This window comes from Sphingobium sp. BS19 (assembly GCF_027925545.1).
Lineage (GTDB): Bacteria > Pseudomonadota > Alphaproteobacteria > Sphingomonadales > Sphingomonadaceae > Sphingobium.
Map to the genome: position 1 here is coordinate 176,137 of NZ_BSEF01000007.1, position 12,313 is coordinate 188,449.

A 12,313-nucleotide genomic window follows, 5' to 3' on the forward strand; every position below is an offset into this window, starting at 1 on the left:
TCTATATCAGATATTCAGCCGGGCCGATTACGCCCCAAAGGTGCGCTGCCACCAGCCGCGACGGGGATTGCCATCGCTATCTTCGCTTTCGCCAGTCTCCGTGGGGGCTTCCGCCGCAATAGGTTCGGGCGCAGACGCCGGTGCGGATGCAGCAGGCACTACCGGCTCGGCTTCAACCGCAGCCGATTCGACTGCCGGTTCCGCCGTTGCCGCAGCGGCCTTGCGCCGCGTGCGCTTGGGCTTCTCAGGCGCAGGTGCTTCGGCGACAGGCACTTCAGCAACAGGTTCGGCTTCCACCGCAGTATCGGCTTTCTTCTTGCGCGTCCGCTTGGGCTTGGGCGCTTCCTCGGCAGCAGCAGGTTCGCTCGGTGCGACAGCTTCTTCCACTGGCGCTTGTTCCACTGGTGCCTCTTCCACCGGTGCAGCTTCGGGTGTTGCTTCCGCTGCATTGCGCGCACGGGGACGACGACGTGTCTTCGGCGCTTCGGCTTCGGGCTCCGGAGCGGCATCCGCGACAGGCGCTTCCTCCGATACCGGTGCGGCGTCATCGACAACCACGTCCGCGTTGCTCGCGATCGCATCGTTCGCCACCAGCGATTCGCCTTCGCTCGGCTCACCGCGACGACGACGGCCACCGCGACGACCGCGACGTCCACGACGACGGGCTTCGGCTTGCTCTTCGCTCACCGGGCCGGACGCATCCTCGCCCGCTTCGCCATCGCTTGCGTCCAACTCGCCATTCTCAGCCTGATCGTCTGCTGCCACAGCATCGTCCGAACCGCCTTCGCTCGCTTCGGAGCCAGGGATTTCGTTGCCCTCTTCGTCGCGACGTCCACCGCGACGCCGACGACGGCGGCGGCGGCGGCGACCGCCTTCGCCTTCCTCGCCTGCCGGTTGGCTGCGTTCGCCACGGCCTTCGCGAGGTGCGCGTTCCTCGGCCTCTTCGGCTTCGATCTCTTCCTCGATCTCATCCTCTTCCTCGGGCAGATCGTCATCATCCTCTTCGATGATGGGAGAAAAGGTCACGACATGCGTCGGCTTCGGCCCACTGGCCTCGACGGACATGCGTGCGCCTTCGACTTCGCCGTCGGGCAGGATCGTGATGGTCACGCCATAGCGCGTTTCGATCTCGTCGATCTCATGACGCTTGTTGTTGAGGACGTAAAACGCCGCTTCCTGGCTTGCGCGCAGCACGATGAGCGTACCGCGACCGCGCGCCGCTTCTTCTTCCAGCATGCGCAGGGCGGACAGGCCCGCCGACGATGCGGTGCGGACAAGGCCGGTGCCTTCGCAATGCGGACATTCGCGGGTGGACGCTTCCAATACCCCGGTGCGCAGACGCTGGCGGCTCATTTCCATCAGCCCGAAGCCCGAAATGCGGCCGACCTGAATGCGCGCACGGTCGTCTTTCAACGCTTCCTTCATCGCCTTCTCGACCTTGCGAACATTGCTGTTCACTTCCATGTCGATGAAGTCGATGACGACAAGGCCCGCCATGTCGCGCAGACGCAATTGCCGGGCAATTTCGCGCGCCGCTTCCAGATTGGTGGCGACCGCCGTCTGTTCGATGCCATGCTCGCGCGTCGACCGGCCAGAGTTGATGTCGATCGATACGAGCGCTTCCGTCGGATTGATGACCAGATAGCCGCCCGACTTCAACTGCACGACCGGATTATACATCGCGGCGAGTTGGTCCTCGACGCCAAAGCGCTGGAACAGCGACACGGTGTCAGCATAATATTTCACCCGCCGCGCATGGCTGGGCATCAGCAGCTTCATGAAGTCCTTCGCTGCGCGATAGCCTTCTTCGCCTTCGACGATCACTTCCTCGATATCCTTGTTATAGATATCGCGGATAGCCCGCTTGATGAGGTCGCTGTCGTTGTGGATCAGCTCAGGCGCGGAAGCCTTCAGGGTCTTTTCGCGAATTTCGTCCCACAAACGCGCGAGATAGTCGAAGTCGCGGCGAATTTCCGGCTTGGTGCGCGCCAGACCGGCGGTGCGCACGATGCAGCCCATGGTTGAGGGCAACTGCATTTCGGCAATGATCGACTTCAATCGCTTGCGGTCGGCAGCATTGCTGATCTTCCGGCTGATGCCACCGCCATGCGACGTGTTGGGCATGAGCACGCAATAGCGACCGGCCAGCGACAAATAGGTCGTGAGCGCCGCGCCCTTGTTGCCGCGTTCTTCCTTTACGACCTGTACCAGCAGCACCTGACGGCGGCGGATAACGTCCTGAATCTTGTAACGGCGGCGCAGCGACATGCGCTTGCGACGCAATTCGTCGGCAGCTTCGTCGCCACCCTTGCGGCGGGTGCCGCCACGCGGCTTTTCCGTGCCCTCTTCGCCGCCTTCGCCCGCTTCGCTTTCTTCGTCGTCGTGATGCTCGTCATCATAGACGGGCGCATCCATTTCCTCGACGTCGCCACTCATGGCTGCGTCGTCGTCTTCCTCGGCGCGCAAAGCGGCCTCTTCAGCGGCATGTTCCCGCTCTTCTGCGAGAAGGGCTTCGCGGTCCTCCTTGGGAATCTGGTAATAATCCGGGTGGATTTCCGAGAAAGCAAGGAAGCCGTGACGGTTGCCGCCGTAGTCGACAAACGCCGCCTGCAGCGATGGTTCGACTCGCGTTACCTTGGCGAGATAGATATTGCCCTTGAGCTGTTTGTGCTCGGTGGACTCGAAATCAAATTCCTCGATTCGGTTTCCCTTGACGATGGCGACACGGGTTTCTTCCCGGTGGCGCGCATCGATCATCATACGCAGTGTCATTCAATATACTCCGGGCGTGGCGGCCGACGGCAAGGCGTCGGGCGGGCACGCGAAAGGTGGGGGACGGCCGGGGCCTGCGCGTCGACAATGGCAAAAGCCAAAGCGACGCGTGCTGGAGCATCGTCCGGGTTTGATGGATATTATGTGCGTCTGCTGCAGGGGCAGGGCCGGTATCGATTCCGGGCCGGGCAAGTGCCGTCCACGCCCCAAGGCCCGTTTCGGGCCTGATCGGGAACGTGGAAAAATGCCTCATGCAGCGTCAACCTGTTGGATCGCCCTCACGATTGGCGGCGATTCGTAAGCGTCTCGGGCGTCTCCCGCAGATATGCGGACTTTCCGGGACGTTGAAGGGGTAGCAGTCACAGGACGATGGGGCAACGGCGGCCCTGAATTTTTTGTTACAATCGTCTTTCCGACGTCCAGTCAGCACAATGCGCGCTTTATGGTAAACAAAAGGTTAAAGGAATTTGGGCTGGACGGGCCTACCCGATACCGGGCAGGATAATTCGATGCTGACTGCTCTTGCCTTGGGTTTCGTCCTGTCGACCGGAACGCCACCGGCACAGAGCCGCGCGCTGGCGCAAATTGCCCATAATGCGCGGCCCCCGCGCAAGACGCACAGCATTACTGTGCCAATCCCACCTGCTTCCAGTGCGGTGGCGCTGCCCACGGTCGAAGGGCCGCGCGATTCCTCACGACCGTTGGTGGTTATCGATGCGGGGCATGGCGGGCATGATCCGGGCGCGAGCAATGCCCAAAATGGCGTACGGGAAAAGGACGTGACGTTGGCCATCGCCCGGGCCATTCGCGCCAAGCTGTTGGCCACCGGTCGCATAAGAGTGGCGCTTACCCGCGACGACGACCGTTTTCTGGTGCTGCAGGAACGCTCCGGCATTGCGCGCCGCCTGAGTGCCGACCTCTTTATTTCCATTCATGCCGACGCTGCCGAGAATCTCGAAGCCCATGGTGCGACTGTCTACACCCTTTCCGAAACGGCGTCCGACCGGGAAGCGGCGCGCCTTGCTGCACGCGAGAACAAGGCCGACATCATTAACGGCATCAATCTGGGCGATCAGCAATCCGATGTCTCTTCGATTCTCATCGATCTGACCCAAAGGGAAACCATGACGCTGTCGGCAAACTTCGCGCGTCTTTTGCAGCGGGAGGCTGCACCGTTCGTCCCGTTCCGTAGCGCATCGCATCGCTTTGCCTCGCTGATCGTACTCAAGGCGCCGGATACGCCATCGGTGCTGTTCGAGACAGGCTATATCAGCAACACGCAGGACGCGGCTTTCCTCGAATCGCCTGCAGGCAGGCAGCGGATCGCCAACGGCGTGGCGCGGGCAATTGAAGTCTATTTCGCACGCAAAGCCACTGCGCCCTGATGCCAACCCGATGCGGCCACCCTTGTCCTCTTTGGGTTAGCGCCCTAAAGCCTCTTCCCGATGGATGAGGCTGCCCCGACCCCCCCGGATGATCAGGACTTCCGCTATCGCGTCCGCCGGGATGCGGGCGGTGCGTTTGCGCGTCTGAAGGAACGGCTGAGCGAGCGCTGGGACAATCGCTGGTTCCGGCTGGCCAGCTATGCCCTGGGCGGCGTGTTTTTGGCGATTGCGCTCTTCTGGCTGATCTTCGCGCGCGGACTGCCCGACGCTGCTACCTTGCTGCAATATGAGCCGCCGTTGCCCACCATCGTGCGCGATATCAATGGCCAGCCGATCCACAGCTACGCTCGCGAACGGCGGGTGCAACTGCAATATGCCGACTACCCTCCGATGCTGGTCAAGGCCTATCTGGCGGCAGAGGACAAGACGTTCTTCTCGCACCATGGTGTCGATTTTCCCGGATTTGCCGGTGCGGTGGTCGACTATGTCAGCAAGCTCGGCTCCGGCCAACGTGCACGCGGCGGCTCCACGATCACGCAACAGGTTGCCAAGAACCTGCTGATCGGTGACGAATATTCGCCCACCCGCAAAGTGAAGGAAATGATCCTGGCGTGGCGCATCGAAAATGCGCTGACCAAGCAACAGATCCTCGAATTGTATCTCAATCAGATTTTTCTGGGTCGCAATGCCTATGGCGTTCAGGCGGCCGCTCAGGCTTATTTCGATAAGGACGTGGGCGAACTGACGCTGCCGGAAATGGCGTATCTTGCCATTCTGCCCAAGGGACCGGCCAACTATCGGCCCGAAAGCCCCACGGGCCTTGCCCGTGCATTGGAACGGCGCAATTGGGCGTTAGGCGAAATGCTGAGCAATGGTTTCATTACGCAGCAGCAACATGCTGCGGCGGTTGCCACCGATCTCGGTACAGTCGCGCCGCATGGCTCGCCTTACGGCACGGCAGGCGGCTATTATATCGAGGAAGTCCGGCGTCGTCTGATTCAGCGGTTTGGGGAAAAGCCGGAAGATGGCCCGAACAGCGTGTACGCGGGAGGCCTATGGGTGCGGACGCCGATGGACCCGGAGATGCAGAAGCTCACGACAACCGCTCTGCGCGCCGGGCTGCAGCGCTATGACGCGGGTAAAGGCTGGTCCGGCCCCGTTGGGAAGATCAACATCGACAATGGCTGGCAGCGCGAAATGGCCGCCAGCTCTATCGGGATCGACTATGAAAACTGGCGGATTGCCGCGGTTTTATCGAGGGATAGTAATGCTGCACGTGTCGGCTTTTCCGGCGGCGAAACCGGCATCTTGCCTCGCGAAGCTGCCCAGACCCCCTATCGGCGCATCGGTGGCCCGGCGTTCAATGGCCTGAAACCCGGCGATCTGATCGCAGTGGCGCGCAACGGCGGCAACTGGATGCTACGCAACGTGCCCGAAGTGTCCGGCGCGATGGTCGTGGAGGAGACGCGCAGCGGTCGTATCCACGCCATTCAGGGCGGCTTCGACGCGCGCTTGTCGGCGTATAACCGCGCGACACAAGCGCAGCGGCAACCCGGCTCCACGATCAAGCCGTTCGTCTATGCCGCTGCCCTCGACAGCGGCATGACGCCCGCCTCGATCATCGTCGATGGCCCGTTCTGCGTCTATCAGGGTGGTCGCCTTGGCCAAAAATGCTTTAAGAATTTCTCCGGCGCTTCCGCCGGTCCGCAAACAATGCGCTGGGGCGTCGAGCAATCGCGCAACCTGATGACGGTCCGCGCGGCGTCGCAAACGGGCATGGAGCGCGTCGTCAAGACCATTAAGACGATGGGCATCGGCGATTATCAACCCTATCTGTCCTTCGCTCTGGGTGCTGGCGAAACAACGGTCGAAAAACTGACCAACGCTTATGCCATGCTGGTCAATCACGGCCGCGCGCTCAGCCCCAAGGTCATGGACTATGTGCAGGACCGCCGGGGTAAGGTGATCTGGCCGGATCGTTGGCGTCCCTGCGACAATTGCAACATGCCGAACTGGGACGGCAAATCGATGCCGCGCTTCACGCCCGAAGGTCGGCAGTTGATGAACCCCATGACCGCTTATCAGGTCGTCCACATCACCGAAGGCGTCGTTCAGCGTGGCACGGCTACCGTGCTGCGCGATCTCGACCGGCCTTTGTTCGGCAAGACCGGCACCACTAACGGTCCGACCAACGTGTGGTTCGTCGGCGGATCGCCCGATCTCGTCGCAGGCGTCTATCTGGGATATGATACGCCGCGCAGCCTTGGCGGCTATGCACAGGGTGGCCGGATTGCCGCGCCGATCTGGAAACAGGCGATGGCGCCGATTTTGGCCAAGATGCCCAAGACACCCTTTATCGCACCCAACGGTATCCGCATGGTCCGCATCGACCGCCGCTCGGGCAAGCGCGTATACGGTGCATGGCCGACCGACGATCCAAAGGCTGCGGTTATCTGGGAAGCGTTCAAACCCGAGTCCGAACCCCGCCGGACGATCCGCAAGGACGAAGTCGATGCGCAGGAAAAGGTAGCCGCGGCGCGCGCTGCCAGCGCGGCAGGACGTCCGAGAAACGATGGCGACTTTATCCAGCAGCAAGGCGGCATATATTAGTGTCCTAGGATGATTGAAGGCACATCAGTATTACCCGATCCGGGTTTGATGACTTCGGACGAATGAATTTGATTTTGGAGACCAGACATGCGCGCCGAAGCGCAGCAACATATCGACCGTATCGACGCCGCTCTCGACCTTCTGCGACGTTTTCTCGACTGGGACCGGGCGCTGCGGCGTCTGGACGAGCTGAACGCGCGCGTTGAGGATTCCAGCCTGTGGGACGATCCCAAAAAGGCGCAGGAAGTGATGCGTGAGCGCACCCGGCTGGACAGCGCGATCAACGCAACGCGCGCCATCGACAGCGAAAAGGCCGACACCGCCGAGCTCATCGAAATGGCCGAAGCCGAAGGCGACGAGGCCATGATATCCGAAGCGATCCAGTCGCTAAGGGATCTTGCAGACCGCGCCGATCAGGACAAGGTGAAGGCGCTGCTCGCCGGGGAAGCTGACGGCAACGACACCTATCTGGAAATCCATGCGGGCGCAGGGGGCACCGAAAGCCAGGATTGGGCCGAAATGCTCCAGCGTATGTATGTCCGCTGGGCCGAACGGCGTGGATATAAAGTCGAGATCGTCGATTATCATGGCGGTGAACAAGCAGGCATCAAATCGGCGACGCTGCTGATCAAAGGTGAGAATGCCTATGGCTATGCCAAGACCGAAAGCGGCGTGCATCGGCTTGTCCGCATCAGCCCTTATGACAGCTCTGCGCGTCGGCACACCAGCTTCTCGTCCGTCTGGGTCTATCCGGTGATCGATGACAATATCGATATTGAAGTCAACGAAGGCGATCTCAAGATCGATACCTATCGCGCGTCCGGCGCAGGCGGGCAGCACATTAACACCACCGATTCCGCCGTTCGTATCACGCATATCCCGACGGGTATCATCGTCGCCTGCCAGAACCAGCGCAGCCAGCACAAGAACAAGGCGGAAGCCATGAACATGCTGAAAGCGCGGATGTATGAGGCTGAACTTCAGCGTCGCGAAGCCGCCGCCAGCGCCGAACATGCGTCCAAATCCGATATCGGTTGGGGGCATCAGATCCGCTCCTATGTGTTGCAACCCTATCAGATGGTGAAGGATCTGCGCACCGGCGTCGTTTCGACGGCGCCGGACGATGTGCTCGACGGTGCACTCGATCCCTATATGGCCGCTGCTCTGTCGCAGAAGGTGAGCGGCGAAACGGTCGTCGTTGAGGATGTGGATTGACGATGCGCATTGGTCTGCTCGCCTCGATGGTGCTGCTGGCCAGTTGCAGCGCGTCCGGCGACGCCAACCGCCCTACGTCTGCGAATGCCTTCCCCAAGGCGGACCGCCCCGTTGCACCGATCGTGTCGACGCGGTGGTCGACTGAGGAAGCGCGCGACCGTGTCAACGAAGCGGAAGACATCATGGATTTGACGGGCATCCGCCCGGGCATGACGGTCGCCGATATCGGCGCGGGCGAAGGCTATTATACCGTGCGCCTGGCCAAACGGGTCGGGCCGAACGGGCGCGTGCTGGCCCAGGACATACTGGCCGAAGTCATCGACGCGCTGGGGCGTCGCGTGACCCGTGAAGACTGGAACAACGTCAGCGTCAAGCTGGGGACATCGGACGATCCCAAGCTGCCGGCCAATAGCTTCGACCGCGTGCTGATGGTGCATATGTATCATGAGATCGCGGAACCCTATGCCTTCCTGTGGAACCTGCATCCGGCACTCAAGAAAGATGGTGAGGTCATCGTCGTCGACGCCAATCGTCCGACACAGCAACATGGCACGCCGCCCCGTCTGCTGGCCTGCGAGTTTGCCGCAGTCGGCTATCGGCTGGAGCAGGTCATCGCGCGCCCCAGTGCAGGGGGCTATCTCGCCCGTTTCCGCAAAATAGCGGCGCGACCCAAACCCGAAAATATCGTTGCCTGTGCGTTACGAGAATGATGGGACGTGTCGGCTTTTAGCCATTCCCTAATCTTTGACCGATACAGGCAGGCGTTATGGATATGGCGCCCGACCCCGCCCTGAAGCCCGCAAAGGGCAACCTCTTGCCGATCCTGTCGGGCCAGACGCAGGATGCGCGCTGGGCTGCGCTGGCCGATGCAGCGGCCGAACCCAATGCCTTTTATGCGCCGGACATGTTCCGCGCTGCGCTCGATCATCTCGATGAAAGTAAGTCGGTTCGGCTGATCGAGGTTTTCGACGGCATTTTACTCATCGGCTTATTGCCTGTGATGGTCACCACGCGCCATGGACGATTACCCATGGCTACCGTCGCCAACTGGATGCATGCGCATTGTTTTCTTGGCACGCCAATGATCCGTTCGGGGCGGGAGCAAGACGCATGGGCGGGGTTCCTGCGACAACTGGACTGTGCGGATTGGGCACCACATTTTCTCCATCTACGCGGGCTCGACGCCGCGGGAGCCAATGCCGCTGCCCTCGAAGCAGTCTGTGTGACGCAAGGCCGCCCGTTCCGCGAAATCGGCCGCTACGACCGTGCGCTCTTGCGATCCGACCTGTCGGCGGAAGCCTATTGGGACGCAAATGTTCGGCCAAAAAAGCGCAAGGAAATTCGCCGCCTGCAAAAGCGTCTGGCCGATCTGGGTGCTGTGGAAAGCCGGATGCTGACAGACGCTGCAGACCTGTCGCACTGGTGCTCGGAGTTTCTTGCGCTGGAATCGTCAGGATGGAAGGGGCGCCAAAAGACGGCTTTGTCTTGTGCTTCCCATGACGCCGCATTCTTTCGTGCGGCCACCGCGGCGGCCATGGCGAACGGCAATCTTGAATTTCTGCGTATAGACCTTGATGATCGCGCCATCGCCATGTTGGTGAATTTTCGTCATCTCGATGGCGCCTTTTCGTTCAAGATTGCTATCGATGAGGAATTGGGGCGCTTTTCCCCGGGGGTATTGATCGAAATAGATAATCTGCGCGCTGTGCAGACAAGTTCGGCCATCTCGTGGATGGACAGTTGCGCCGCGCCGGACCACGCGATGATAGATAGCTTATGGGGCGAGCGACGCAGCATCGCGCAGTATCGTGTCGCTCTGCGCGGTTCGGGCGTGCAACGCGCCCATCGCGCCGCCGCTTTCACAATGGCCAACGCCCTTGAGCGGTTCACCGCCTTCATCAAAGGAAGATAGGCAGCACCCATGTCCGTCCAGAATCGTATCGACCGTTCAACTGCCACAACACCGATTGCATTCGGCGAGTCGGCGCGCGTCGCTTTTGCTGCCGCCTATCCCGATCAATCCACCAAATTGACGCACCAGCTTGCGGGGCATCCGCTATTTTCCCGCGAGGCGTTGGCGTTGCTTGCGGAGCGGATGCCCGAACGCCAGGTCGAATATAATCTGGGCAATTTGCCGCTCGGCGTACGACCCGAGGATACGCCCGCCAACGGTCTGACTTTGTCCGAGACTGTCCGCACCATCGACACCAATGGCAGTTGGGTCGTCTTGAAGAATGTCGAATGCGACCCGGAATATGCGGCCATGCTGGATGCGGCGCTCGCTGAACTCCTGCCTATCGTAGAACGCCGAACAGGGCCGATGCTGCACCGTGAAGCTTTCATCTTCCTGTCTTCCCCCGATAGCGTGACGCCTTTCCACATCGATCCTGAACATAATATCCTCCTCCAGATCGAAGGGGAAAAGACGATGACTGTCTTTCCCGCTGGAGACCCTGCTTTGGTGCCTGCTCAGCAAAGCGAAGGCTTTCACGCTGGCGGGCATCGAAATCTGGCATGGGATGCGGCGTTTGTAGCAAAGGGGCATGCGGTGAAACTGCTGGCTGGCGACGCGATCCACGTGCCGGTGAAAGCCCCGCATTTCGTGAACAATGGTTCGACGGTATCGGTCAGCTTTTCCATTACCTGGCGGTCCCTCCGCAGCATCGCCGAAGGGGAGTTGCATAGTCTGAATGCAATTTTACGCCGTCGTGGCTTGCCGACGATTACGGTCACTTCAAAACCCGAAGCCCAGGGCTTTCACCGCCTGCTTTACCGCATCATGCGGAAGCTGGCCGTTTAAGCATCCTGCGGAGCAGAGCCTCAGCCTCCAGCCGCGGCGCGAAACGTTCGAGCAGCCACCATTCCAGCGTCTCGTGTCCGGTCGCCAGGCTCTGCTTGTAGCGATCCTTGCCCGCCAGCAGCGAATATAGGTGCAGTCCTGCATCGACATAACGGGTCACCGCGGCGGCGTGGCACATCAGGCCTGGTTTTGCCTTGCTGGTAATCGGCGGGGCAAAAGCCGACTGGTAGTTCATGGCGCGCCCGCGATAGACGAAGTTCAGGAGATAGCCGAGCAGGGCATCACCGGAACTAATCCGCAGCAATTCGACTTCTCCTGTCGCCAGACCGCGCGCCACCAGTGCCTCGGCAAATGCGCGGAAACCGAGGTCATCCCATGCATTATCGGCATGCCGCCCCGCGTTGAGCGACTGCATTTCGGCCAGCCAAGAGGTTGCCGTCGTCTCGTCAGGTGCCACTTCAAGGGTGAGCTGCACATTGCCATAATCCTTGGCCGAACGTTTGATCTGACTGCGCGTATTGGCGCTGAGCAACGACAGATAGTCCCCCTGCGCATCGCGTACAGAGGCCAGGTCGATGAAGTACGCAGGCGAAACATCGAACCGCGATCGGCGACGAAATTGACCAGATGCCAGTAAAAGCGAATTTGTTTCGACACCGGCAATCTGCAACGCCCGCCAGTCGTTGCGCGCTTGCAGGGCTGTCATTGCAACTGCCTCAACACCTTCGGGTGCATCCGCGGCCTTCAAAAGCCCGTTATATTCTATAAAGCCGCGATCCTGCGCAGCGACCCCCGCCTGATTGAGGGCCAATGTTGCGACAGGCCCCAGCAAACGCGGCGCCATCGCCCGACCGACCAAGGCCAGCGCGACATCTGCTCCATCTGCCTGCACGCTCAATAGCTCGGGCGTTGCGCCGGTGGTGGAAAGCCAACTGCGCATCCATGTCCAGCCTAGGAAAAAGCTGCTACGCTCGTCTGGTGCTGAACGCGCTTCGAGCGCCTGCCATATTTCGCCCAGATCATCGAGGTTCGGCAAAGGCGCGAAGGTAGCCGTAAGGGTCATCCCGCCCTTTTTACATGGCAGCCGAAGGGGTCAAGGAAATAGCAGTTAAAGACGAAAACGGGGGTCGATTGTTCCATCCGCACGGATGCCGGCGCGGGTCAGATCCCCGCTCAGGCGACCCGTTACAAACCGGAACCACATCTTAAAATCTGCTGCGAGCGACCATAAGGGATAATGAAAGGTCGCTGGCCGATTATGTTCGATTATCAGGTGGGAGATCCAGGCGAAACCATAGCCAGCGACTGGCAAAGCGACCAAAGGCCAAAAGCGGCTTTCTGCCACAGCAAACAATCCCAATCCAATGGAAAGGCTGGTGCCGACATAGTGCAGCCCTCGCGTCATGGGACGCGCGTGCTCCTGAAGGTAAAAAGGCCAGAAATCCCGAAAAGTTCGGTAATGCTTCATCTCGTGACATCGTCTCCTGCTTCGAAGCTATGCCTTAAAGAAGCGGGTGATAAGCCTGTTTCG

At 60.6% G+C, this 12,313-nt stretch carries 9 protein-coding genes; 6 read left to right on the plus strand and 3 right to left on the minus strand.

Annotated features, from left to right (window positions below; all coding sequences use genetic code 11):
- Positions 1–27 precede the first annotated feature (27 nt).
- Positions 28–2,772 (minus strand): ribonuclease E/G, encoded by a 2,745-nt coding sequence (locus tag QMG56_RS10030; protein WP_281822421.1) that lies wholly within the window; start codon positions 2,770–2,772, stop codon positions 28–30.
- Between the two features lie 467 nt (positions 2,773–3,239).
- Between QMG56_RS10030 and QMG56_RS10035 the strand changes: the two genes are divergently transcribed.
- From QMG56_RS10035 to QMG56_RS10060, 6 genes are all read left to right on the plus strand, one after another.
- Positions 3,240–4,157 (plus strand): N-acetylmuramoyl-L-alanine amidase, encoded by a 918-nt coding sequence (locus tag QMG56_RS10035; RefSeq protein WP_375713672.1) that lies wholly within the window; start codon positions 3,240–3,242, stop codon positions 4,155–4,157.
- A gap of 60 nt (positions 4,158–4,217) precedes the next feature.
- The gene (locus QMG56_RS10040; protein ID WP_281822423.1) at positions 4,218–6,767 is read left to right on the plus strand and encodes a penicillin-binding protein 1A; all 2,550 of its coding nucleotides are present in this window, start codon (positions 4,218–4,220) and stop codon (positions 6,765–6,767) included.
- Between the two features lie 87 nt (positions 6,768–6,854).
- Positions 6,855–7,982 (plus strand): peptide chain release factor 2, encoded by a 1,128-nt coding sequence (prfB, locus tag QMG56_RS10045; RefSeq protein WP_281822424.1) that lies wholly within the window; start codon positions 6,855–6,857, stop codon positions 7,980–7,982.
- A 26-nt stretch (positions 7,983–8,008) separates the two neighbouring features.
- Positions 8,009–8,692 carry a class I SAM-dependent methyltransferase gene (locus tag QMG56_RS10050; protein ID WP_375713676.1) on the plus strand — a complete coding sequence of 228 codons (684 nt, stop codon included), beginning with the start codon at positions 8,009–8,011 and terminating at the stop codon, positions 8,690–8,692.
- A 56-nt stretch (positions 8,693–8,748) separates the two neighbouring features.
- Positions 8,749–9,894 carry a GNAT family N-acetyltransferase gene (locus QMG56_RS10055; RefSeq protein WP_281822425.1) on the plus strand — a complete coding sequence of 382 codons (1,146 nt, stop codon included), beginning with the start codon at positions 8,749–8,751 and terminating at the stop codon, positions 9,892–9,894.
- A gap of 9 nt (positions 9,895–9,903) precedes the next feature.
- Positions 9,904–10,782 carry a cupin-like domain-containing protein gene (locus tag QMG56_RS10060; protein WP_281822426.1) on the plus strand — a complete coding sequence of 293 codons (879 nt, stop codon included), beginning with the start codon at positions 9,904–9,906 and terminating at the stop codon, positions 10,780–10,782.
- Here the strand turns inward: QMG56_RS10060 and QMG56_RS10065 are convergent.
- A complete protein-coding gene (locus QMG56_RS10065; protein WP_281822427.1) occupies positions 10,760–11,845 on the minus strand; it encodes a GNAT family N-acetyltransferase in 1,086 nt (361 codons plus the stop codon). The genes QMG56_RS10060 and QMG56_RS10065 overlap by 23 nt on opposite strands.
- A 45-nt stretch (positions 11,846–11,890) precedes the next feature.
- Complete coding sequence (locus tag QMG56_RS10070) at positions 11,891–12,250, minus strand: DUF962 domain-containing protein (RefSeq protein WP_281822428.1); 360 nt, start codon at positions 12,248–12,250, stop codon at positions 11,891–11,893.
- Between the last annotated feature and the right edge of the window lie 63 nt (positions 12,251–12,313).

Bases quoted from the DNA above. Each gene is read 5' to 3' on its own strand.
- QMG56_RS10055 (WP_281822425.1), top strand. From the start codon at position 8,749: ATGGATATGGCGCCCGACCCCGCCCTGAAGCCCGCAAAGGGCAACCTC.
- QMG56_RS10050 (WP_375713676.1), top strand. From the start codon at position 8,009: ATGGTGCTGCTGGCCAGTTGCAGCGCGTCCGGCGACGCCAACCGCCCT.
- QMG56_RS10065 (WP_281822427.1), bottom strand. From the start codon at position 11,845: ATGACCCTTACGGCTACCTTCGCGCCTTTGCCGAACCTCGATGATCTG.
- prfB (WP_281822424.1), top strand. From the start codon at position 6,855: ATGCGCGCCGAAGCGCAGCAACATATCGACCGTATCGACGCCGCTCTC.
- QMG56_RS10060 (WP_281822426.1), top strand. From the start codon at position 9,904: ATGTCCGTCCAGAATCGTATCGACCGTTCAACTGCCACAACACCGATT.
- QMG56_RS10030 (WP_281822421.1), bottom strand. From the start codon at position 2,772: ATGACACTGCGTATGATGATCGATGCGCGCCACCGGGAAGAAACCCGT.
- QMG56_RS10070 (WP_281822428.1), bottom strand. From the start codon at position 12,250: ATGAAGCATTACCGAACTTTTCGGGATTTCTGGCCTTTTTACCTTCAG.
- QMG56_RS10040 (WP_281822423.1), top strand. From the start codon at position 4,218: ATGGATGAGGCTGCCCCGACCCCCCCGGATGATCAGGACTTCCGCTAT.